This window comes from Vibrio sp. D3, assembly GCF_043995865.1.
Classification (GTDB): Bacteria; Pseudomonadota; Gammaproteobacteria; order Enterobacterales; family Vibrionaceae; genus Vibrio; species Vibrio diabolicus.
On record NZ_CP171886.1, the window covers coordinates 1,059,687 to 1,083,201 of the forward strand.

At 46.6% G+C, this 23,515-nt stretch carries 24 protein-coding genes and 1 pseudogene; 15 read left to right on the forward strand and 10 right to left on the reverse strand.

The window, feature by feature from the left end; all coding sequences use genetic code 11:
• The first annotated feature begins 6 nt into the window (after positions 1-6).
• From ACHFJ9_RS04615 to ACHFJ9_RS04630, 4 genes are all read left to right on the forward strand, one after another.
• Positions 7-738 carry a glucose 1-dehydrogenase gene (locus ACHFJ9_RS04615; protein ID WP_006740993.1) on the forward strand — a complete coding sequence of 244 codons (732 nt, stop codon included), beginning with the start codon at positions 7-9 and terminating at the stop codon, positions 736-738.
• 1 nt (position 739) lies between these two features.
• Positions 740-1,210, forward strand: coding sequence for a GNAT family N-acetyltransferase (locus tag ACHFJ9_RS04620; protein ID WP_074190227.1), 471 nt, complete (start codon positions 740-742; stop codon positions 1,208-1,210).
• Between the two features lie 118 nt (positions 1,211-1,328).
• Complete coding sequence (locus ACHFJ9_RS04625; protein ID WP_170902858.1) at positions 1,329-1,796, forward strand: HAD family hydrolase; 468 nt, start codon at positions 1,329-1,331, stop codon at positions 1,794-1,796.
• Positions 1,797-1,829: 33 nt separating this feature from the next.
• Positions 1,830-2,342: a GNAT family N-acetyltransferase gene (locus tag ACHFJ9_RS04630; protein ID WP_074190229.1), complete on the forward strand. Its 513-nt coding sequence runs from the start codon at positions 1,830-1,832 to the stop codon at positions 2,340-2,342.
• Here the strand turns inward: ACHFJ9_RS04630 and ACHFJ9_RS04635 are convergent.
• From ACHFJ9_RS04635 to ACHFJ9_RS04645, 3 genes are all read right to left on the reverse strand, one after another.
• Positions 2,326-2,853, reverse strand: coding sequence for a hypothetical protein (locus tag ACHFJ9_RS04635; RefSeq protein ID WP_395353979.1), 528 nt, complete (start codon positions 2,851-2,853; stop codon positions 2,326-2,328). The two genes, ACHFJ9_RS04630 and ACHFJ9_RS04635, sit on opposite strands and share 17 nt — an antisense overlap.
• 238 nt (positions 2,854-3,091) lie before the next feature.
• The gene (locus ACHFJ9_RS04640) at positions 3,092-3,376 is read right to left on the reverse strand and encodes a hypothetical protein (RefSeq protein ID WP_047009765.1); all 285 of its coding nucleotides are present in this window, start codon (positions 3,374-3,376) and stop codon (positions 3,092-3,094) included.
• A gap of 67 nt (positions 3,377-3,443) precedes the next feature.
• The gene (locus tag ACHFJ9_RS04645) at positions 3,444-4,343 is read right to left on the reverse strand and encodes a DMT family transporter (RefSeq protein ID WP_145534133.1); all 900 of its coding nucleotides are present in this window, start codon (positions 4,341-4,343) and stop codon (positions 3,444-3,446) included.
• 92 nt (positions 4,344-4,435) lie between these two features.
• On the opposite strand from ACHFJ9_RS04645, the gene ACHFJ9_RS04650 reads away from it, so the two are divergent.
• Complete coding sequence (locus tag ACHFJ9_RS04650; RefSeq protein ID WP_395353982.1) at positions 4,436-5,872, forward strand: PLP-dependent aminotransferase family protein; 1,437 nt, start codon at positions 4,436-4,438, stop codon at positions 5,870-5,872.
• A 95-nt stretch (positions 5,873-5,967) separates the two neighbouring features.
• Here the strand turns inward: ACHFJ9_RS04650 and ACHFJ9_RS04655 are convergent, their stop codons facing one another.
• From ACHFJ9_RS04655 to ACHFJ9_RS04665, 3 genes and pseudogenes are all read right to left on the reverse strand, one after another.
• Positions 5,968-7,104: a glycerate kinase gene (locus ACHFJ9_RS04655; protein ID WP_395353984.1), complete on the reverse strand. Its 1,137-nt coding sequence runs from the start codon at positions 7,102-7,104 to the stop codon at positions 5,968-5,970.
• A 16-nt stretch (positions 7,105-7,120) separates the two neighbouring features.
• Positions 7,121-8,480, reverse strand: a pseudogene (locus ACHFJ9_RS04660) (GntP family permease).
• A gap of 158 nt (positions 8,481-8,638) precedes the next feature.
• Entirely contained in the window at positions 8,639-9,781 is a 1,143-nt protein-coding gene (locus tag ACHFJ9_RS04665) for a sugar diacid recognition domain-containing protein (RefSeq protein WP_395353986.1), read from the reverse strand.
• Positions 9,782-10,015: 234 nt separating this feature from the next.
• Between ACHFJ9_RS04665 and ACHFJ9_RS04670 the strand changes: the two genes are divergently transcribed.
• The gene (locus tag ACHFJ9_RS04670; protein ID WP_005391896.1) at positions 10,016-10,189 is read left to right on the forward strand and encodes a hypothetical protein; all 174 of its coding nucleotides are present in this window, start codon (positions 10,016-10,018) and stop codon (positions 10,187-10,189) included.
• 69 nt (positions 10,190-10,258) lie between these two features.
• Here the strand turns inward: ACHFJ9_RS04670 and ACHFJ9_RS04675 are convergent, their stop codons facing one another.
• A complete protein-coding gene (locus ACHFJ9_RS04675; protein WP_047009761.1) occupies positions 10,259-10,621 on the reverse strand; it encodes a hypothetical protein in 363 nt (120 codons plus the stop codon).
• Between the two features lie 283 nt (positions 10,622-10,904).
• On the opposite strand from ACHFJ9_RS04675, the gene ACHFJ9_RS04680 reads away from it, so the two are divergent.
• The 5 genes from ACHFJ9_RS04680 (at position 10,905) to ACHFJ9_RS04700 (ending at position 15,128) form a co-directional block, all read left to right on the forward strand.
• The gene (locus tag ACHFJ9_RS04680) at positions 10,905-12,752 is read left to right on the forward strand and encodes a M3 family metallopeptidase (RefSeq protein WP_395353989.1); all 1,848 of its coding nucleotides are present in this window, start codon (positions 10,905-10,907) and stop codon (positions 12,750-12,752) included.
• Positions 12,753-12,817: 65 nt separating this feature from the next.
• Positions 12,818-13,354 (forward strand): DUF924 family protein, encoded by a 537-nt coding sequence (locus ACHFJ9_RS04685; protein ID WP_395353991.1) that lies wholly within the window; start codon positions 12,818-12,820, stop codon positions 13,352-13,354.
• Between the two features lie 25 nt (positions 13,355-13,379).
• Positions 13,380-14,090 carry an HAD family hydrolase gene (locus ACHFJ9_RS04690; protein ID WP_395353993.1) on the forward strand — a complete coding sequence of 237 codons (711 nt, stop codon included), beginning with the start codon at positions 13,380-13,382 and terminating at the stop codon, positions 14,088-14,090.
• Positions 14,091-14,186: 96 nt separating this feature from the next.
• A complete protein-coding gene (locus ACHFJ9_RS04695) occupies positions 14,187-14,504 on the forward strand; it encodes a DUF4144 domain-containing protein (protein WP_395353995.1) in 318 nt (105 codons plus the stop codon).
• A gap of 138 nt (positions 14,505-14,642) precedes the next feature.
• Entirely contained in the window at positions 14,643-15,128 is a 486-nt protein-coding gene (locus tag ACHFJ9_RS04700) for a VOC family protein (RefSeq protein ID WP_005391929.1), read from the forward strand.
• Positions 15,129-15,200: 72 nt separating this feature from the next.
• Here the strand turns inward: ACHFJ9_RS04700 and ACHFJ9_RS04705 are convergent, their stop codons facing one another.
• A complete protein-coding gene (locus tag ACHFJ9_RS04705) occupies positions 15,201-16,115 on the reverse strand; it encodes a LysR family transcriptional regulator (protein WP_006740978.1) in 915 nt (304 codons plus the stop codon).
• A 141-nt stretch (positions 16,116-16,256) separates the two neighbouring features.
• Between ACHFJ9_RS04705 and ACHFJ9_RS04710 the strand changes: the two genes are divergently transcribed.
• From ACHFJ9_RS04710 to ACHFJ9_RS04725, 4 genes are all read left to right on the forward strand, one after another.
• The gene (locus ACHFJ9_RS04710) at positions 16,257-17,564 is read left to right on the forward strand and encodes a DUF1254 domain-containing protein (RefSeq protein WP_395353997.1); all 1,308 of its coding nucleotides are present in this window, start codon (positions 16,257-16,259) and stop codon (positions 17,562-17,564) included.
• Positions 17,565-17,715: 151 nt separating this feature from the next.
• Positions 17,716-18,558, forward strand: coding sequence for a LysR family transcriptional regulator (locus ACHFJ9_RS04715; protein WP_395353999.1), 843 nt, complete (start codon positions 17,716-17,718; stop codon positions 18,556-18,558).
• 154 nt (positions 18,559-18,712) lie between these two features.
• Entirely contained in the window at positions 18,713-19,138 is a 426-nt protein-coding gene (locus ACHFJ9_RS04720) for a VOC family protein (RefSeq protein WP_005391937.1), read from the forward strand.
• 59 nt (positions 19,139-19,197) lie between these two features.
• The gene (locus ACHFJ9_RS04725; RefSeq protein WP_199804139.1) at positions 19,198-19,710 is read left to right on the forward strand and encodes an O-acetyl-ADP-ribose deacetylase; all 513 of its coding nucleotides are present in this window, start codon (positions 19,198-19,200) and stop codon (positions 19,708-19,710) included.
• 133 nt (positions 19,711-19,843) lie between these two features.
• On the opposite strand, the gene ygjK is transcribed toward ACHFJ9_RS04725, so the two are convergent.
• Together ygjK and ACHFJ9_RS04735 are read right to left on the reverse strand one after the other, a co-directional pair.
• A complete protein-coding gene (gene ygjK / locus ACHFJ9_RS04730) occupies positions 19,844-22,534 on the reverse strand; it encodes an alpha-glucosidase (protein WP_395354002.1) in 2,691 nt (896 codons plus the stop codon).
• Between the two features lie 115 nt (positions 22,535-22,649).
• Entirely contained in the window at positions 22,650-23,417 is a 768-nt protein-coding gene (locus ACHFJ9_RS04735; protein ID WP_374091265.1) for a transcriptional regulator, read from the reverse strand.
• Positions 23,418-23,515 lie beyond the last annotated feature (98 nt).

Below are 23,515 nucleotides of genomic sequence, written 5' to 3' on the forward strand. Positions count from 1 at the left end.
TGTATTTTGAATAAAGTAGTCATCGTTACTGGCGCAAGCCGAGGCATTGGAGCCGCAACAGCGAAAAAACTGGCCGAGCAAGGCTATGCCGTGTGTGTTAATTACCGTGCGCAAAGTGAAGCAGCTCACCAAGTGGTCAGAGACATACAAGCAAATGGCGGAAAAGCGATCGCCGTTCAAGCAGATGTATCGGACGAGCAACAAGTGCTCAATCTTTTCGATGCAACAGAAAACGCACTAGGCTCAGTCACCCATTTGGTCAACAACGTTGGCATTCTATTTACTCAGTCACCGTTGGCGGAAATCAGCTTGGAACGCTTTCAGAAAGTAATGAACACTAATGTGAATAGCTGCTTTCTCTGTTGTAGAGAAGCGGCGAAGCGATTCAGTACTGGTGGCGCAATTGTGAATGTTTCTTCTGGGGCATCACGCTCAGGCGCGCCATTCGAATATGTCGATTACGCCACATCAAAAGGCGCAATGGATACCTTAACCAAAGGGCTATCGCTTGAATTGGCAGACCGAAATATTCGCGTCAATGGCGTTCGACCTGGTTTCATTTATACCGATATGCACGCCGATGGTGGAGAACCAAACCGAGTGGATAGGCTCAGCCCTCAAATTCCACTGAAACGGGGCGGTACGGTAGAAGAAGTGGCGAATGCGATCGCTTGGCTACTCAGTGATGAAGCTTCTTATGTTACAGGCTCTTTTATCGATCTTTCAGGCGGTAAGTAAAATGGAAGTCAACATTCGACAAGCAACTCCTGACGATTTGGATGCAATTTTTGAATTAAACCTACAAATCAACGCACTGCATTTTGCCAACGCGCCTGAAGCTTTTGTAGCACCTTCGGAAGACGACCGAGCGTTCCTCACTCAGGCTCTCGAGAATGATGAACGCTTGTTTTTAGTCGCAGAACATGAAAAGGAGGTAGTCGGCTTTTTAACCGCGATGATCACTCAGAATGAAACCGTCAGCTTTCTGATCAAAGATCCAATTTGTCGAGTAGGAACGATTGTCGTCAATGAAGAACAAAAGCAGCAGGGTATCGGTCGCCAACTGCTTGAGGCTTGTGAGCAATGGGCTCGCGATGCCAATGCTACACAAGTTCGATTAGAAGTGATGGAATTCAATCAATCAGCACAGCGGTTTTACGACAAGCAAGGTTTTAAAACTAACTCACGCATTATGCTGAAACATTTGTAACGATAACGACAATTAAGCGCTTTTCACGACTAAAGCCACCTAAATCGCATTTATCGATGCAATTTATCCCCTGATTTTAGAAAAGACGATATGATGTGCGGATAAAGGAGATTCGAACATGATTTATCTTTTCGATTGGGGGAACACCTTAATGGTGGATTTCCCTCACGCACAAGGAAAAATGTGCGATTGGGAACACGTAGAAACGATTCCTCTGGCCAAAAAAACACTGGCAACACTTTCCCAAAATCATGCTATTTACATCGCGACCAGTGCGTCTGATTCCAACATGGAAGAGGTTCAGCGTGCGTTCGTCCGCGTCGACTTAGACCAGTACTTAAATGGCTACTTTTGTTTTGCCAATCTCGGCATCGCTAAAAACCAACCTGAGTTTTATCTTGCTATCGCAAAACAGCTAGGGGTTAACGTGAGTGAGTTAACTATGGTTGGCGACTTGCCCTATAAAGACATTTACCCTGCAATGCAAGCTGGCGTAAATACGATTTGGTTTAATCCAACAGGAGCCAATGCGCCAGCCGATCCCATTCCGAATCAAATTCGCTGTTTATCTGAACTCGTACCTTAACCATCACTAACCTGCACTAATCAAGGAAGATGAATGCAAATCAGACCCATCCAGGTAAGCGATATCGAGCGCTTTACCGAACTGTGGAACCGAGTCTATGCCGAAGGTAAATACCTGCGCAGTCCGGCTCCAGATAAAGACACCCTGACCAATATTTTACGTCGCGTAGAACTTGAATCGATTCCTCAATTTGTTGCTTTGGACCATCACGTTCTGATTGGTAGTGTAGAGATTTTTCCTGCCGAACTGTGCGGTTATGAAGGCGGTCAACTCACTAGCACAGGCATTTTAGGTATTCATATCGATAGAACATTCAGAGGAAAAGGGCTAGGTAAGCAGCTATTGTCTGTCGCACTTAAAAGTGCCTGGGAATATGGTTATGACACCATTGTACTTAATGTTTATAAGGACAACCTTGCCGCGATAGCGTTGTACGAACGATTTGGATTTGAGCACCATGGTGAACTAGGAGAAGTCACTCTCCCCAATGGCGAAGTGTTGATGAGTCAGAAGATGATGTTAAGCGCGCCTAACAACCCTCAGTAACGTGCCCTCGGACAATAGACTCTGTGGATGCTTGATTTACATAATAGAAATAGCATGCCTCTTCTGCCAAGGTATACCCTTGCGGCCAAATGTACACCACCCGATCAAGACCTGACTGGTCGACAAATTGATAATCGGGAATAGACACAAAGTGGGTACTATTTGGGTGTTGCTGACCAATAATACAAAAGTCACTGCCTTTGCAGGGAACATCAATTTTGGACACGCCACTCTGCGGCAAATCGATTTCTAATAACGCGCCAATGCTATTGGCGCTCGCTTCTGGCATACCACTTAAGGTTTTTACGTTCCTATCAATATAGTGGACTCGGTTTTGCTCGGCAGCATTGTCTATCACCACTCGGGCGTTAAAAAATTTAAGCGCGGTACCCAATGACGAATTGGAACTGTGTAACATCGACGCATAGGCTTGGCGATGAATGTGGAGTAGTGTTGGCAACGCAGCCAAAGCGATGAAAGCCAAAGTGGCGAGCACTATGGTGATTTCCATCAGAGTAAATCCCTTTAATCTCACTTTTTTATCTCAGCAGAATGAATGGTCGTTTGCCTCACATCCATGTGAGACCTTGCCAATATATCGCTGATTTAAAACGTTTAAAGCCCTAGTAGATGACAAACAAGAGTCATGGGCCAAAGTTGAGACCGCTCGCCAAGTTACTATGCAAACGCACACATTTATGTGTCAATTTTAGGACTTTATTTATCAATCACTTATTTACTGAAGTAGATTACCCGAGTAGTGGAACGTTATTACGAACAAGTCCGCGACGTACGTTAGTGCACATCTTCCCGAAACGACGGATCTCATCAAACTGCGGAATCACACCCCGCTCCATTGCCGACTCCCAATAAGTAACCTCTGAATCGACCATTTCTAATAATTTCTTTGGACAACCGATGCACTGCCCTTCCGGCCCACACACAAAGGTTTCCGGTTCGTAAATCGGTAGTTCAGCTTTTACTTGCTCGATGATATTACGCATCGCGGTCATTCGATCTGGCTTTAACGTCATCACTCTGCTCCACGGATTAAGATGAAGCAGAATTGTACTCACTGGCACGTTAATGTCCCTACCCAATTTAGGTATATTCTGTTTGAACCGATTTTTTTATCGTCAGATCTGGCTTTTTAACCACTAGATAGACCGCCGTGGCCGCCAATGCAAAGCCAGAAATGCCCATCCAATCAAACGACTCACCAAACGCGAGCCAAGCTTGAATCGCGGTTGTTGGCGGCACTAGGTAAAACACAGACGCCACACTCGAAGACGCGCCATTTCTCACCATGTACAACAGCAGCAGGATAGCCACACAAGAGAGCACGACGACCAACCACAACACGGTCAAAATAAACTCCAGTTTCCACTGAACTTGCATGGTTTCAAACTGCATCGCAACAGGCAGAAACATGATGAGTGCGGCCAAATATTGCACCGTCGCACCACCAACCATATCCACCTGTTGGCAATGTTTCTTCTGATACAGCGTCCCTAACGTTATACCAACCAAAGACAGTAAACAGACTCCAATGGCTAAGAACTTATGTTGCTCAGACTGCCACTCCATGTTTCCCATCAGCACCATAGCGATGCCGACAAAGCCTAGAGCCAAACCCAGCCATTGCGAGGGTTTAAATTCCTCACGAACAAACACCACCAGCAAAGCCGCGGTTAAAATCGGCTGAATGCCCACCAACAACGAACTCAGCCCGGCAGGCATACCCAAATCAATAGCGAAATAAGTGCCGCCTAAATAGAAGCCATGGATCAACACACCCACCACACAGCTGTGCCAGAAATCGCTTCCTGTTGGCAACCTTCTACGCAACATCGCCACAAGAACCAAAAACAGTAAGACATTGAATGCCATACGGATAGAAAGTAGTGTCGCTGGCTCGGCATACTGCAAACCAAAACGCGCACCAACAAATCCAGAAGCCCAAAGGATGACAAATACAAAAGGGATGGCTCGGATTAACATGATCGCCTCACTCACGCTTGTTTTATGTTTTGAGATACTGTTAATGTAATTAGGTACAGTGTTTTCAAAAAGTGACAGATGGAAGTGTTTTTATGGGTACAGATTTATTGGAAAGCGGTGAAGGGAATAAGTACCTCGTGGTGGAAAAGCACCTTAAACAAGCCATCAATGGTGGCGTTTACCAAGTGGATGATCGACTGCCCTCCATTCGCTCATTGAGCCAAGAATTAAGCGTCAGTAAAAACACCGTGATTCGTGCGTATCAAGAGCTGGAAGCGCAAAACTTGGTGTACTCGGTTCCCAAGTCGGGTTATCGAGTAAAAATCGCCTTGCCGACCTCTCGCTCAATTCCGGATCCGACTCGCGTGGATTTGCTCTCGATCTGCAAAGAAATCCTCACGTACCCTGAATACCAAGAGCGTTTGCCCGCAGGCTCTGCCCACCCAAACATTGACTCCCCCGCGATCAAAAGCTTGTACGCCGAGATTGGCCGCCACAGCCGCCAGCAAACGCATGTACCGAGCCATTACCAATTGCCACCCGGTGATCACCTCTTAATCAAACAACTGGCGAAAATCACACAAGATTTGGGCACGCCAACCAAGTTGGATGAGATCATGGTGACGCACGGCGCGCAGCAAGCAATTAGCCTAGCGCTGCGCGCAACGACACAAAAAGGCGATATCGTCGCGGTGGAGTCCCCTTGCTATTTTGGTAATTTATTGATGCTCGAATCACTCGGCCTCAAAGTGGTGGAAATTCCGAGTTGCCCACGAGACGGTATGTGCCCCGAAGCCTTAGCAAAAGCAATGGCGACATGGGACATAAAAGCGATCATCGTAACGCCAAACTTCACCAACCCAACTGGTGCCATGATGCCGCTAGAAAAGCGCCAGCAATTGCTATTGGCGTCTGGCAATATTCCTATTATCGAAGACGATGTGTTTGGCGGGTTAAGTTATAACAAGCCTTTGCCAAGCTTGAGGTTGCTCGATGACAAGCAACGCGTAATTTACGTGAATTCGTTATCCAAAACGCTCGATTCGCGTTTGAGAATTGGTTGGATGTTGGCGGGGCGATATCGAGATCAAATTGAGCAATATCTACTGTGTGAAAACATGGGCAGTTTGAACCTAATGCAATCAGCCGTGGCAACGTTTCTAACGTCCGGTAAGTATCGAACGCATACTGCGCGAATGGGTCGGGTTTATCAAAACAACATGCGCCGATTTATCCAGATGCTTCATCAATACTTGGATGAATACGAATCTCTAAAACATCGATACCAGATCAACGCCGTACAAGGCTCGTTCTTGCTTTGGTTGCGCCTGCCCGAAGACACGGACAGCTATGCATTGTATCAAGCGTGCAATAAGCACAGAATCAGCCTACTTCCCGGCACTGTATTTGGCACTCAAGAGCAATATCGACATTGCGTGCGCCTCAGCGTGGCAAACTTTGGTCATGAAACCGATTGGAGTAACGCAATGCAAACACTGGCAAAGTTGATAGCAAAGCATGCCTGTTAACTCGCTCTTGCTAAATGAACTTATGCCCACACACGCAAACAGGTAACAACAAAAAACTCCACGCAAGGTGGAGTTTTCTCGTATCGTTATCGCCCTCAGTGCGACTTAATTTGCCACATTCTCGCGACGTTTTCGGCTAAATTGGCAACGTTGACGTCGGCCTCTTTCATGGCCTCAGATAAGCTCATCGCCCTTGGTACACAAGCAAACACCGCATCAATTCCGCACTCATAAACCGCCTGATAATCGTCGCCCACACAGCCTGCTAATGCAATGACTGGTAAATTAAACTGCTTGACCACCTTAGCAACGCCCATCGGCGTTTTGCCATGTGCGGTTTGATGATCGATGCGACCCTCGCCTGTGAATACGATATCCGCATCCGCAACATGCTCAGCAAGTTTGACCGTTTCAAGCACAATCTCAATTCCCGGTTGCAAACGTGCCGGCGTGTAACCGAGCAAGGCCGCGCCCATACCACCAGCAGCACCTGCCCCTTCACGAGTCAGTACGTGCTTACCCGTCGCTTGTTCCGTCAACTCACCAAACTTGCGTAATGCGTTATCGAGCAGAGTGACGTCTGACGCCGTCGCCCCCTTTTGCGGGCCAAAGATAGCCGACGAGCCTTTGTCGCCACAGAGTGGGTTATCAACATCGCACGCTACCAACACTTCGCAAGCAGCTAAGCGCGGGTCAAGACCAGAAATATCGATGGATGCAAGCGCCGCTAACCCGCCTCCATTTGGGGTAATTGCATGGCCAGATTCATCAAGAAACGTAGCCCCCAACGCGGTCAACATGCCCACGCCACCATCATTGGTAGCGCTGCCGCCCAAACCAATGATTAAGCGTTGAATACCTCTGTCTAGCGCGTGTTTGATCAGCTGTCCGGTACCAATGCTGCTGGTCAGTTTTGGGTCGCGAGCGTCACTCGGCACAAGGTGTAGCCCACTGGCCTCCGCCATTTCAATAACCGCAGTTTCGCCGTCGCCGAGGATGCCATAAAACGCTTCAACATCATTCCCTAATGGCGCGGTCACCGTTGTAAAGACTTGTTCGCCTTGAGTTGCATCTATCAAAGATTGAACCGTGCCTTCGCCACCGTCTGCGACCGGAACCGTAACAAATTCGGCACCATGCCATACGCGAGCAAGACCCGTTTTGATCGCCTCGCTCACTTGTTTGGCGGTTAAGCTTTCTTTAAATGAATCAGGTGCAATTACCACTTTCATACGTATTTCCAGAGACTTATAAGAGAACGAGACTCAAAATGTACACCAATGCCATTGCCGTGACACCTTGAACGAGCGTAGCCATGGTTTGCGCGCGATACGCTAAGCCCACCGACATGCGGCTAAACTGCGAAACTACCCAGAAGAAGCTGTCGTTTGCATGAGAAACCGTCATCGCACCAGCACCGATCGCCATCACTGTTAATACGCGGCCCATTTCTGAATCGAGCCCCAATTGCGTAAGCATAGGCGCAACCAAAGCCGATGTGGTCACCAGTGCAACCGTTGACGAACCTTGCGCCGATTTTAGCGCAGCCGCAACGATAAATGGCATGAAAATACCCACGCCCAGCGCCGATAGCGTCGTACCCAAGTATTCACCTAGCGGCGTTGCTTTTAATACCGCGCCAAATGCGCCACCCGCACCGGTAATCAAAAGAATAGGCGCAGCAGCCGTAATACCTTGGCTGATTCGCTCGCCAAATTCTTCAATCTTGTTGTCTGATTTGAGTAGGCGAACAGAAAGGAACAGGCCAATCACCAACGCCGTTAGTGGCTGTCCTAAGAAAGTCAGAACATCAAACACAAAACCTTCGCCTAGCGGTAAGCTTGGGAATTTCGCGATAGAGCCAAAACAGATCAATAAGATTGGAACAAAAATAGGAGCGAATGCTTGGCTCGCCGTTGGCAGTTGGCAGTTGGCCGTAAGACGCTTTGAGTGCTTGCCAGTCATGCTGAATTTCATCTGCGGCTTCAATGCCATCTGGTTCAACATGTTGGAATCGGTTCGCCCACAACATACCCGCTAACGCCGCAACTGCTGCAACAAACACACCCACACCAATCACTAAACCAAGGTTAGATTCCAGGCCTAAGTTACCCGCAGCGGCAATAGGGCCAGGAGTTGGCGGCACAAACGTATGTGTTGCGTATAGGCCAGTTGCCAACGCCACACTCATTGCAACGCTTGAGGTTTTTAAACGCTTCGCGAGTGATTCTTTGAGCGAGTTCAGAATGACAAAGCCTGAATCACAAAATACCGGAACAGAAACGATGTAACCGATGATGCTCATGGTCAATGTTGGGAAACGCTCACCCAACACTTTAATAACCGTATCGGCCATGGTGATCGCCGCACCACTTTTCTCCAAAATAACACCGATGATGGTACCTAAAACGATAACCAAGCCAATGTAACCAAGGATGCCGCCAAAGCCAGAAGCAATGGTTTTGGCAATGCTATCTGCCGGTAAGCCGTAAGCAAATGCCGCAAGGAACGCCGCGATGATCAGCGCTAAAAAGGGATGTAATTTGAATTTGGTGGTCGTGAGCACAATAAATGCGATCACCCCGAGCAGGATTAATATAAGGTTCATGATAACTCCATTTATTCTTATTTTGCTGAGCGAGTCCGTGTTGGCTCACTCAACATGTAGGGACGCATGAATTATTAATCGTTTGCTTTCGAATTCCTTTAGGCGGAGTGACAAATGATGTGGTCAAAAAATGACGCGTATTGTGCAAATGCACAATATCACGCCATTTTTGAGAGCCGAGTCGCAATATAAAGCTCCGCTAACCCCACAAAATTGGTGGTTGGCAGCCCTGTTATCTCGGTGATTTTTTCTAACCGATAACGCAGAGTGTTCCGGTGAATAAACAGCATTTTAGAGCATTCCGTCACATTGCCATTGCATTCAAACAACGCATCTAGGGTTTTCAGTAATTGCCCAGATTTGTCTTTCTCTTTCAACCATTTCACGCCATCAATGATTTGTTCACCTTGCCAAATATCCGCCAACGGCGCTAACAGCACAGGCAAACGAAGTTCATCGAACAGGTACTTACGTTTCTCTGGGTAGAACTGCTTGCCAATGGCTAATACCTGCTTTGCGCTTTGGTATGACAACGCGACATCTTTAGGCTCATTAAACAACTGCCCTAGCGCAATGTGAAACGTATGCGAATCGTGATCGCTTAAACGCGACATCAACTTATCAATGCGTTCACTTTCGATTTGGCTATCCCATTGCTTGGCGGAATGACACGGTTTCAGCACCACAATTTCATTCACTGAGACAATCGCAACTAGGTTGTTACGCTCTGGGTATTCAAGCAACTCAACAATATTGCGCACACTCTTCATGCTTTTAGAGGCGGACGGCGTCGAGACTTCAATCACCGTTGCCACCCGTGGTTGAGTAACATCGATAGAAAGACGCATCGCCCAATCTTTCAGCTCTTCATCGGTCAATTTGCCATTGATCCAAGCCAGAATAAACTCTTCACGATGACGTCTGTCCCACTGAAATTTTTCCACCAGCGCAGCTTGCTCGATTGTTAGTTCAGCGGTCATTTTAACCAGTTTTGCAAAATCTCGGATTTTATCCGGCTCGCCTGTGACGCCAACAATACCGACCACGTCGCCATGTAATTTCAACAACATATTGATACCGGGTTTGACACCCTGCAACGTCAAACATTGCTGCTCATTAAGCTCTAGCGAATCGCCATGATTCAGCGCCAGTACCGCGCCATCATGCACTTGCCCAACACGTTTCGGATCGCCACTGCCAATGATGATGCCTGCCGAGTTCATCACATTCACATTGTGACCAATGATGGACATGGTTCGATCAACAATTTGTTGTGCTAAAGCGTGGTCGAGAATCACCATTTCGAGTTTCCAGATTGACAATTTAATCGTTCAATAAATCACAAATAACCAACTGTCGCGATGATGCAGTTAAAAATAACTGAAGCAGCTCAAAGCATTACTCAATTAACCACACGATAAAAATGGATTAAACCCTCATTTTGAGCTGAGAGTTATATACTTAGAACAAAGGTCACCGATGCATTCGTCACTGTGCATCGATACCGCTCGTCTACCTACAGAGGAGGAAACAACATGGAATTACGTAATAAATCGGGTGAAGTCGCAAAAATTGCAGATAATCTCACATTAAAGGAAATCACAGAAATGGGCTACACCGTAGATTTATGCGATGAAGCATTTGACCCCGGTGAGCATTGGAAAGCGGAAGGTAAAACGCAAGGTATGGGCGAGTACCCAGAGGAGTAAGCGTCCTGACGGGCCAGCGCACAAAGCGCTCCATAAACAGAAAAACCGAGCGACTTAACGCTCGGTTTTCTACTTTTGAACTTCTTGAATAAACAAGCCCATCTCTTCAAGATAATTGCCGTTTGAGCATCCCCAATCGGTGACTTCAATCAGCTCGGTAACTAACTGTCCAGATTCATCATTTTGTACTCGCTGCACAAACGCTTCAAAGCGTTCTAACTGCGCCTGAGTTTTAATGCCATGCACAGCATATTCTACAAGCAAGCCGTTGTATGTCTGCCAGCGCTGTTCACCTGAAACATCACTGCTTAAAATTACAGAGCACTTTTGTTGAATGTTCTCAACCGCATCATTTCTTGGCGGCGTGACAGAAGAGCATCCAACCAAAATCGTACCTAGCGCCAATAGCGTAACTTTTGTCTTATTTATCATATCGTTTCCATATGTACTGCCGCGATATAGAAATATTATTACACATGACAAAGATCATCGAGAGCGCCTCGCAGATTAATTAACTGATGAACTGTAAAACCCGTGCCAGCCTTAACACTGCGCACTCCGAACGCGTAACAACTCTTGCTAACTCATTAAAATGTAAACAAATAGTAAAATCACGTTTACGCAGTACACTACCAGCAAATTAATTTGTCCCTCCTTTATTATCAACAAGCGTGCAATAATTAGGGGTCTACTCCCAACCATTTGAAGGATCAAAATGACCGCAACGGATTATCTTAACGACCTCAATCAACGTTACCTCGCGATTCACCGCACCAAAGAAGATTTCTTTTGGGAAACTTACATGGGGATCAGCGATGACCATGATGGCTCGACGCAAGCACAAACCGCATGGACAAGCTTTTTAAGCAACGCCGAGCAAATTACTGCCATCAAACAACAGCTTGAAGCCGCGGACTCAATTACCGACCCACAAGAGAAACAGCAAACCATTACGGGTCTTTCTGGTTGGCTGGCGATGTTTGAATCTCACGCAATCGAGGGCGAAAAAGCACAAGCGTTGAAAAATCAGCTCATTGCCTTTGAAGCTGAGCTGTTCGAGAAAAAACAGAACCACGTACAAACGTTTACCGATGAAAACGGCGAGCAAGTGGAAGGTTCACTGCCAGTATTGAGCTCAACCATTCGCACCAACAATCATGAAGAAGTTCGCCAATCGGCTCACCAAGCGTTGCTGAACCTTGAACAATGGCTACTGCAAAACGGCTTTATAGAACTGATCAAACTGCGCAACCAGTTCGCTCGCTCACTGGGTTATGCGACCTTCTTTGATTACTCCGTGCAAAAAACGGAAAAGATGAGCTCTGAGCAGCTATTCGAGATTTTGGAAGATTTCGAACAACGCACGCGAGATGCGCACCTAAACAGCTTAGAAAACTTGGCGAAAGAGAAAGGCGCAAGCGCGCTAACAGGCTTCAACTTTGTTTACTCGTTCGCGGGTGACGTCATGCGTGACCTTGACCCATACGTGCCGTTCTCAAAATCTCTGAGACGCTGGGTAGAATCGTTTGGTCGTCTGAATATTGATTACTCTGGCGCGACGCTAACGCTTGATTTATTAGACCGCAAAGGTAAATACCCGAACGGGTTCTGCCACGGCCCGATCCCTTCTTTCTACAATCAAGGCGAATGGGTCGCAGCGCAGGTGAACTTTACCAGCAATGCCAAACCAGACCAAGTGGGCAGCGGCTACGATGGTATCAACACGCTGTTCCACGAAGGTGGCCACGCAGCACACTTTGCGAACGTAAAAATGAACGCGCCTTGTTTTTCACAGGAGTTTGCGCCAACGTCGATGGCTTATGCAGAAACTCAGTCGATGTTCTGTGACAGCCTGTTAACCGATGCCGATTGGCTAAAACAATACGCACTGGATGATGAAGGGAATCCGGTTCCTGATGAGATCATTCAAGCGATGATCAACAGTCGTCAGCCATTCAAAGCTTATGAAGAACGTAGCATCTTGGTTGTGCCGTACTTTGAACGCGCGTTATATCAACTTAGCGATGACGAGTTAACGCCAGAGCGCATCACTAAGCTGGCTCGCGATTGTGAAAAACAGATCCTTGGTTTGGAATGCAGCCCTCGCCCACTGATGGCGATTCCACATTTGCTATCCGACGAAGCAGCTTGTGCGTATCAAGGTTATCTACTCGCGCACATGGCGGTGTATCAGACCCGCGCATACTTCCTTGATAAGTTTGGCTATCTGACGGATAACCCAGAAATTGGCCCACTGCTGGCAAAACACTACTGGCACGCAGGCAATCATTTGTCGCACAACGAAACCATTTTCAGCCTGACTGGCGAGGGGTTCAATGCTAAGTACTTGGCAGATGTATGTAATCTATCGCCAGAGCAAGCGTGGGAAGTACAGCAGAAGAAAATCGACTTACTTGCGACGCGAGAACGAGCACCAGTTGCTTCACTGAACGCGACGATTAAAGTCGTCGACGGCAGTAAAGAACTGGCAAGCAACGTCATCTCTGACGAACAAATGTGTGACGATTTTGAACGTTACATCGTAGAGACTTACGGTCGATAACACGCCAAGAGCCAGAAGCCACGCTTCTGGCTTTTTACTATTAAGGCACAACAAAAGGAAGCGCCATGCATCAACAAATCATCAAGTTCTGGTTCGAAGAGCTAACGCCTCAAAACTGGTTTGAAAACGACCCAGAACTGGACAAACATATTACATCGCGATTTACCTCTGTATTAGAGCAAGCCGCTCGCTGTGAGCTTTTTAGCTGGCGAGACAGCGTACAAGGGCGATTGGCCGAAATCATCGTCCTCGACCAGTTTTCACGTAATGCGTATCGCAACACCCCAAAAGCGTTTGCGCAAGACCCGCTCGCATTAGCATTGGCTCAAGAAGCAATTCGGTTAGGACACGATCAAGAATTAGCGCCTGAGCAGCTAAGCTTTTTGTACATGCCGTTTATGCACAGCGAATCTCGACGTATTCATGTCGAAGCTGAGAAATTGTTTCGCGCATCAGGGCTTGAAAATAACTACGATTTTGAGCTAAAACACAAAGCCATCATCGACCAATTTGGACGTTACCCACATCGCAACGCCATCTTGGGTAGAGAAAGCACATCTGAAGAGTTAGCATTTTTGCAGCAACCCGGTTCCAGCTTTTAACCATCAATAACAACGAGAACGTTGAATGAAATTAGACGCCATATTGTGGGATTACGATGGGACACTCGTAAACTCTGTACCGAAAAACATCGACATCACCAAAGCGATCTTATCCATCGTTGCCCCGCATTTAACTGGCGATAATTTACCGAAATATCTCCATTCAGAAGCCAACTATCACTACGCAAACCACGCGGCGAAAAACTGGCAAGAGCTCTACGTGGATTACTACGGCATGTCCCATGATGAAATGCTAAAAGCTGGCGGTTTATGGGCAGAGCATCAAGAGAAAAACCAAACACCAGTAACCTTGTTTGAAGGCATTGATGGCGTTATTAAAGAGTTTGTGCAACTGCCTCACGGCATTTGCTCTCAAAACTCGCAAAGCAATATTCGTCGAGTGCTGTCCGACAACGGCATCAGCGCGCCGTTTAAATCCATCATCGGGTATGATGACGTCTCGAACGGACACCAAAAGCCCGATGCGTACAGTGGTATCAAATGCGTTGAGTCGATTTTTGGTCACGCAGAAAATCGACAGCTGATGTACATCGGTGACCATGAAGCCGACACGCAATTCGCACGCAACATCGAACAGCAGTTGGGTGGCCAAAGTAAAGTGATTGCCGTTGCAGCAGCGTACAGCGGCGCGATGCCAGAGCATTGGAACGTGCAACCAGATTACGTGGCAAGAACGGTTGACGAGCTGTTTTCGATTATTGCTCAACACACGTAATTTTTGACTGCGGTTTAAGGCCAACACCTTGAAAGCCAGCGCTCACCTTGCCCTTTCAGACATTGAAACAATTTTAGCCACTACACCGGAGGCCCCATGGTTACATGGCCATGTTTATTGAAACTCGATGGCGACGATGAACTTATCTATTTGCGTTCTCATGCCGAGCTTGATTCCGAATGCGAAGCGTTCATTTGGGGGCCAGATGATTACGTAATTGACTCAAATGGCAACACGTTCGGGTTGCAATACAACGATTCGAACACCACCGTTTTACAACCGGAAAAACGCACTCTGTCCGTCGAGGAAGTTACGTCACTCATCCAGTCGCATGAGTTTAGTCTCGCACAAAGATGCATCATCAAAATTCACTTCACCTCGGTACAGCAAGCTGTTGAGGCATTAGCCAATTAGCTCGAACCCCTCTCATGTTGATTATAAAAAATTATTATTTTTATAATTTATGATAATTTCATGTAATTAACACCTCGCCATATACTCTCCCACATCGAAACAAAACAACGTTTAAGCACACATGTTGGGAGCAAACAAATGAAAATGAATCATGTCGGTATTATGGTCGGAGATATGGATAAAGCGGTTGAGTTTTACACGCAAGCGCTTGGTCTAAAAGTCGTTATGGGCAACACGAAAGTGATTGAAGAACGCGAAACCGCAATTGGCAGAATGTGTATTGCGGTCTTTGGTGAGGGCTTTAAAGGCTTCAACATTGCACATCTAGTGACAAGCGATGGCATCGGACTTGAGTTATTTGAAATGAAAGAGCGTCAAGAGCGCCATGAAGTGGATTTTTCTCGCATCGGTATCTTCCATTTCTGTTTGCAGACGGACGACTTTGAAGGTGCAATCAAGCGCACTGAAGCGTTGGGTGGCAAAGTGCGTATGGACATCATGCGTTACCACCCAGAAGACGATAACAAGCCTGCGAAAATGGTCTATCTAGAAGACCCATTCGGCAACCTTTTCGAGCTTTACTCGCACACTTATGAAGAAACTTACGCTTCTGAATACGAGTAATTACATCAAGTAATACAACCGGGATCTGTGCGTTATTGAACCCGGTTGTTCAAACCGTTTCACCAACCATTGTTACGACTCAATGCCTAACGACTTCATCAACGATTCAACGGTATTGTTAACCCACAATATCAACGGATCATTGCGGCGCTTTACGCTGTAAACGTAACCGAAGTTACCCTCTAATTTCGGCAGCGCGTCATCAAATTCGATAAAAGAAAAACGCTTATCTAACTGATTGATCAAGTGACGCGAACAAGGAAACAGCACATCGCTATCCGCAACCAAATTCAAAATGGTGTTGATGTGCGTGGTACGCAGTTGAATTCTTGGGACAACTGAAAAAGGCTGTAATAAGCGCGAGATATGATCTTCTTTTTCATTCCAATGTTGGATGATGTGAACCGCGTACGCGTACTCTGAAATGTCATCCAAGTACATGCGTTTACCACCATGCGGATGCGTCGCGCGACAGGCCAGAGCAAAGTCGTCCCGCCCGCCTTTTTTCTGAACCAGATGTTTCGGCAACTCCATAGGGAAATAGTTGATACCAAAAGCGATTTCACCCGCATCGATTTTGTCTGGCGTGGTTTCCGTCCAGTCTTCGATCACCAAGTTCATAAACGGCGCTTCCTTGGCTAGCAGCTGAGTAAACGCGGCAGAAAACCATTGCGCAATGGACGAGTTGATAGCAACACGCAGAACACTGCTTTCGGTCGCGGGATCAAAACTATGAGAAACATTCACTAGCTTGTCGATGTCGTTGATGATCCCAGAAAGCTGCGCTTTGATCTCTTCGGCTTTCGGCGTGAGCTCCATATTGGTGCCCTTACGCACTAAAATGTCGTCGTTAAACAAATCCCGAATTTTACGCAAGCTTCGACTCACAGCAGGCTGGCTGGTGCACAAACGCTCCGCAGCCGTTGTGGTGTTGCGTGTTTCAAGAATCACCGCAAGCACCTTGAGCAAGTTGTAATCAAAGTTCATCAACGTTATCTCTTTAGCTTTTCTCAAAGCATATCACTTTTGATATAGACTAAATACTCACAATTCATTTCTGTAATAAACGGGTTAACGACTAAGCTTAGCTGGAAACATATCCTCACAAACAAATGGATGAAACCAGCCATGAAACAAAAATTACTCGTTACTCTATTGGGATTATCAGCGCTAGGAGCCAGCTCTGTATTTGCGGCTAACACCAATGTTGATCTTGCAGAAGATGCTTATATCTACGGCTACTCTATCGATGAAGCGTACAAGTTTTTCTATCACACGGCGGTAGAAAACAACTATCCGCTCAACCGCTTTCAGAATATTCGTGCTCTAGCTGATGACTCTTACACCGCTCACCCAACCATTAATAACGATACGCTTCACCTTATGGGCTGGTTAGATGTTGCAGCAGAACCTGTCATTGTGAGCGTGCCTGATATGGATGAAGGCCGTTACTGGATCTTGCACACAATGGACATGGGCCATTACACCAACGCAGCGTTCAGTTCTCGTACTCGCGGCACAAAAGGCGGCCAGTTCATGTTTGCAGCACAAGATTGGCAAGGTGAAGTGCCAGCTTCTGTCGACGAAGTGGTTCGCGTAGACAGCAACCTTGTGAAGCTGATGGGTCGCATCATGGCAGTGAATGACGAAGACGCAAAAGTCGCGCTTAACTACATGGACCAATGGAACATTCGTACCCTATCGGAATATTTAGGTAAGAACGGGCCAAAACCAGTACAAAGAACGTATCCAGATCCAAAAAAATCAACATGGCTTGAACGCGTGAACTTCGTGCTATGTAATGGCTCGATGGGCAATGCGGACAAACAGTGGTTGGACAAATACCAATCTATCGGCGTTGAACCATGCAAAACTGACTTCACACCTGAGCAGATAAAACTGGCAAAAGTTGGAGAGAAGAAAGGCATGGAACACCTCGTCGAACTTGCACCTAAAATGACAGATGCTCGTACGTTGCTTGGTACACGCGATACCTTGGGTGATGCGCCACGCGATATTTTTGCAGAAGGTACTTACCTTGGTCAGTGGGGTTTACCACCTATCGAAGCGTCTTACCGTAAATCAGATTTCGACAGCACTGGTCAAAAACTGGATGGTTCGAAGCATGATTACGTGATGCGCTTTAAAGCGCCGAACGTCAGCGAATTCTGGTCTGTTACTATTTACGGCAACGACAACCGTTTGATGGCGAAAAACGACCTAAACCGTCACAGCCGTGGCGACCGAACCATGAAAGCGGACAAAGACGGTTACTACACCATTTACATGAGTGCGAACGAGAAAGGCCGAGCAGACGATCCAAACTTCTTGCCAGTACCTGAAAAACCGTTCTACGCCATCATGCGTTTCTACGGCGCAGACGATGCAATCCAAAGTGGTGAGTATCAAATGCCTGAAATCAAGGTAGTTAAATAATTCGTTTTAACGAACCACTGCTCTGTCGCCTCCTTAGCTCGTAAGTGCGTTAAGGAGGCTTATTTCAAGGTGGGTGTCTAGGGCGAACATCAAGCCCAAAAATCAAAGAGCCACCCACTCAACCTAGTGATTATTTTTATTTAGGTATCGTATGGATTTTAATCTAATCCAAACCTTTTTAATTGTTGCTGAATATCAATCTTACTCTCGCGCCGCAGAGCACCTAGGGCTAACTCAGCCAGCGATTAGCGCATCCATGAAGCGTTTGGAAAAAGAAACCAACAAATCGTTATTTGTGAAGGATGGGCGACAAATCAAACTCACTTCTGTAGCGCATCAGTTGCTACCTAAATTTCATCAGGCGTTTGCGATGATCAATGATGCCATTTCCGATCAAAGCACTTTCCGCCTGAGCTGTAATGAAGCGCTGCTCCACCGCATCACACCAACCAGCACGATCAGCATTTGCACCGATACGGATTTACCTTCGTTATTGAATGATCTCCGACTTAAACAGATCGATTTGATTATTAGCCCAACGACCATTCATGACCCATCGTTTATCAGTGAATCAGTTTTTGAAGAGCCAATGGTGGTGATTTGTCGTCAAGATCACCCACGTATCGCAGGAAAAATCGAACAAGAACAGTTTTATTCTGAAAAGCACTGTCGGTTTGTCGGAGACAAAGACTTCCCAGTTAGCAACACCGAAATTCACCAGCCAGGGCTGCAAGAGCGTGATGTGGAAATGATGACAACATCGCTCTCTGGCATGATGCTTTATGTGGCGAAACACGATTGCTTAGGCGTGCTTCCCCTGTCTTTGGCGCAGAAATGGCAATCGGCTTTGAATCTGCAAGTCATTCAAACTCCAATGTTTTCCGAGCCGGTCAGCTATAAGCTGATTTTCCATAAACGAGATGAATCCAGTACTTCCCATCAATGTTTGAGAGCTTGGGCGCGTGACCAATTTGCTACAGGCCTAAACGCCTGACTCGGTCGCACATCAAGGCGTTTCGCCAAAAACTCTTTCTCTCTTCTTAAACGCACTCTTTATGACTAAATGCGCATATGTTAAAAATGGCTTAACGATCAATATGGACGTTCAGGTCGTATACTTTTCCATAACCGCACAAAAGGAGTGAAGCATGCCCACCAACAACCCAATCGCAATCCAAGCCCTTGATCATGTCGTGTTAAGAACGTGCAACCTCGACGCCATGTTGCATTTCTATCGAGATATTTTGGGCTGCCCTGTCGAGCGCGAAGTAATGGAGCTTGGTTTAACCCAGCTCAGGGCTGGTAACGCATTGATTGATGTGGTGACGGTGGACAGCGAGTTAGGGCAACTTGGCGGAAAGCCACCAGTTCAAAATGGTCGTAATATTGACCATTTTTGCCTGCAACTAGCGCCTTTTTCCGAAAATGAAATACTGGAATATCTGCGTTCGAACGGCATTGAAACCGAAGAGTTTGCGAAGCGGTATGGCGCACAAGGGTTCGGTAGATCACTCTATATACATGATCCGGAAGGAAATGTCGTCGAGTTAAAACCTCAAGTGATTGATGAGTAAACTACACTTAACTGTGTTACTGACCATTTGTTTCTCATCATTGTAGAAGGCTCAAAAAAATGAACGCGATCTCGTTAGTCCAAGGCGACATTACCACCGCACATGTCGATGCCATCGTGAATGCAGCAAACCCGAGAATGCTCGGCGGAGGTGGCGTCGATGGTGCCATTCATCGCGCAGCAGGGCCTGCGCTTATCAATGCGTGTTATGCCGTTGATGATGTCGACGGTATTCGATGCCCGTTTGGTGACGCACGCATTACTGAGGCTGGCAATTTAAACGCGCGTTACGTCATTCATGCCGTTGGCCCGATTTACGATAAATTCGCCGATCCAAAAGCGGTGTTGGAATCTGCATATCAACGTTCGCTGGATCTCGCGCTCGACAAGCATTGCCAAAGTGTGGCACTGCCTGCGATTTCTTGCGGAGTGTATGGTTACCCGCCCCAAGAAGCAGCAGAAGTCGCGATGGCCGTTTGCCAAAGACCGGAATACGCCGCACTCGACATGCGCTTTTACTTGTTTAGTGAAGAGATGCTTTCGATTTGGCAACACGCCCTGACCCAGCACTGAAATCTGTGTGATAAGAGGCATAAAAAAACCGGACTGCCAACACAGTCCGGTTTGTCTTATTTATCAATGAATTATCGTTCGTTAAGCGCTACGAATGCTAGGGGGGTCATCCAAAGCGCCTAATGTGTGCGATCTAGTTTTTGAAGAATCCGTTGTACATCATGTACAAATGCGCCGCAGACCAAGAGAAGTTCGACGCACCTTGTACCGCGCCCGTCTCTGGGTTGTAGTTTTCACGGATTGGCATGTCACCCGTCATTCCTTCTGCGTTGTTAAACAACTCATTCGCCATTGCAATCGCTTCTTCTTTGTAGCCGTAGTTTTCCTTCGCACGGAAGCCAAAGTACACTTGGTCTAGCCATACACGACCACGCCAGTACACATCTTTACCGTAAGCAGGGTTGGTTTGCGATGCCGTCGGCAAAGGCACACCCGTTCCTTGGAATTTATCTGGCGTGTTGAACTCGTCTTGATCACGCATTACCGCGATCACTTTATCGGCATGCTCTTGCGTTGCTGCACCATTAAACAGCGGCGACCAACCTTCAGGGCCACGTCCACGCTCTACAATCGGCAAACCCGCACAGCCATTTGCAAGAGGCTCAGGAGTAGTGCCATCTTCAGCCACATTCAAGTGAATGTCGTAGAAGAATCCTGTGCTTTCATCAAACATACATTGGTTAATGTAAGTCTTGATTTTTTCTGCGCCATTAAGGAATTCTTGCGCTCGATCTTTACCTTCTACGCCATCAGACACCAACTTCGCCATTTCCGCTAAGTATTTGTTGTCTGAGTACATGTAAGAGGCTTGATCCACCGATTCTTGCAGCATAGAGAAGCCAAGCAGCTCGCCGTCCGCAGCGTTATTGTTGGTGCGGTTTTCTGCAAAACGAACTTCCCAATCTTTCTTCGCTAGATCGAGTTTCGCTAAGTTTTCCGCTGACGTATTGCTGTACACCCACTCTTCGCCTTCCAGCTTAATGCTGTTATCAAAGCCGTACGCACTTGCCGCGTAGCGACCAAGTTGATCCACATTTCTGTCTGGGTTGCTGATGTCTTCAGCTTGCGAATTCATGTTGTGGATGTTGTAGATAAAGCCAAAACGAGCCGCGTTATCCATGCCCGATTCCCAGCCAGCCGCTTCTTGTGCGCCGACGTGAATCGTCATGTAATCCACTTCATCAAGAATCTTATTGTAAGACGCCATGCCTTTTACTTTATAAGAATTGCCGTTTTGCTCGATGATGTCTTCTGCCGGAATAATGGTCGTGAAGTTAGGATCGCGCGTTTCTACCCAAACGTACATCACGCCTTCTTCCGTGTTGTGTGCTGGGTCCACTGCCGCGCCGTATTCAGGCACACCATTTTGGTTGTGGTCGCGGTTTGATAGCCACCAATCGTGGTATGCCACCAACTTCGGATACATTTCATCAATGAATTTTTGCGCGTCTTCTGGGCGATCAAACTGGTTCACGAGAGCGTGATACACCTCCATCACAGACCATGCCGCCAACGATGGTTTCGTATTGCGTTCGTTCCAGTTTTCAGAGCCAGCACCACCACGACTAACAGGTTTGGTGTACGTCAATACATCCAGCAAGTAGCCTTTGTCTTGCGGACGAATCTTGTCATCAGCTTGAACTTGCTCTTGGAATACCGTGCGAATGTTGTCCATCGCAACATCTGGGTTGAAATGCGCCATCGCGTACGCTTGTTTCCACGAATCCCACGGCCATGTTAAGTTACCAGAGAACCAACGCGCAGTGACCGATGGCGTGACTGTCGCTTGTTCAATGTCGCCCGCCGCAGAGCGCCAGTTACCGTTTAGGGTCTCCATCGCTTTTACCGCTACGCGAGCTTGGTCTGCTGTCGCTTCTTTGTTGATAAGACCATTCGCTAAATAGCCGTCCCAACGCGCTTTCGACGCTTCCATGTATTGAGTTGGATTCGCCAATACATCTTGCAATTTCAACGATTCTGACTGCACTTCTTTCGCATTGTGCAGGTTAGAATACGCCGTATAAACCGCCGATGTTTGCTCAGCTGGTAGGCTCATCTCCGCGGTAGAACTGAATGAGGTTTCGTTGGTGAACGTCTTCGTCGGTAGAGAACGAGTAATGCGGAACTCGGCATCACGGTCATTACGGATCGCCCAGTTGTTTTTCATCTCGCTAAAGTTAATTTTAATGCCGTTCTCAATGGTCGAAATCTGGCGCTTGTAATCTGGGTAGTACTGCGCAACGGTTTGGTCTTTGCGCGTCGACAGCGCGTATTTCACCAACTCGCCGTCCCACTCCAACGCCAAGTTCATATCACGATCAGTTTTGTTAGTGATGAGCGTTTCCACCAGCGAAGAGCGATCAGTTACGAAGCGCAGCACCATTTGCACGTGAATATCGTCCAAGTCCAACACCTGCACTAACGCACCTGGAATGGAATAGACTTTCGCTTCTGCGTTCGATAAGTCGTAAGTTTGACCACTCACTTTGTCGGTCAACGTGAGCTTGTCGAACGTTTGGCCAGACATAAAATGCGCGTACTCTTGCGTCACTTGCATAATACCGCCGAAAGCGCCATAACCCGCCGCATCTTCAGGTAGCAAATGGCCATGCCACGCGCCGTTATCCGTCAACGCGTTGTACTTCAGGTTCGAATAACTGTCGTAATCACGCAGGTAAGTGGGATTACCAGTACGATCAATCACGTTAGTAAATTCCGAAGTTGGCGCCTGTGGTAAACGGATTTCAGTTTTATCATTGGAACCACATCCAACAAGCGAAATAGTAGCCCCGATCAGAATGGCAAGTGTGCTCTTTTTAAACATACTTTTTCCCTATTATTTACGTTATTTTTATATTCTCATTTATATAAATGAGTGTTTTTAGTGTGCAGAAGCCCGGCTCGCACTAAATAAGCACAAGCTTCCGATAATTATTCTTTTATTTTTCTTTAGCGATAGTGATGGCTTTTAATAAATCGCCATTAATATTCGGAATTGTGTCAGCCAAAAATATCTGATTACCAGGTGTAAAAGTGAGTAAAACGTTTTTTAGTCGTTGACTGTTTTCACTGGTTTTATTTTGAACATCAAACTCAATTAATTTGTTGTACACTTCATTTGCCAGCTTTTCTTCTTGTTCTTCGGTAATCGCAATACGTCCAACACAAATTGGGGGTCGAACATCGTGACTAAACACTTCTTCACGAAAGCGCTGTGCAAATAGCGTGTCTAAATTTGAACCTTCTTCAAAAATAAAGCGGCCTGTATCTTTAAATTGATAGTGTTTATCCCCTTTTAGTTCAATGTAATCCATCATTTCTAGCGCGCGTAAATAAAGCGCAACGGAAGTATCACTCAGCTGGTATCTCCGTGCGATCTCTTCTAAAGACCACTCAGGTCGACGCAAAAGATAAAGAAAATCAAATAAGTGAGGATATTGATGAAAAATCTCACTGTTGGTGTCGGTGATAAACTGTTCACTCTCTTGCTGCAGCTGCTTACCTCGCATGGATAACTCAACCAAATCCGTATCAAGGTGCGTGGCGTACAACAAGATTTTATCTAAACCAAGAGACGTATTGTGAAGCTGCCTTTTTATAGTAGAAAGCGGGATTCCAAGTCCAATAGAAAGCTCGGAATATCCAATGCCTTTTTCTTTTATTTTTTCTCGTAAAGCAGCAAGTAAATACGTTGCAGAATTATTCATCTAACAATGCCTGTATTTTATTTATTCAGCATCCATGATGATAAATTCAAGAGAGTCCTACTCTTGTGATTTTGGTCTCAATATTCTATCTTGTTGGC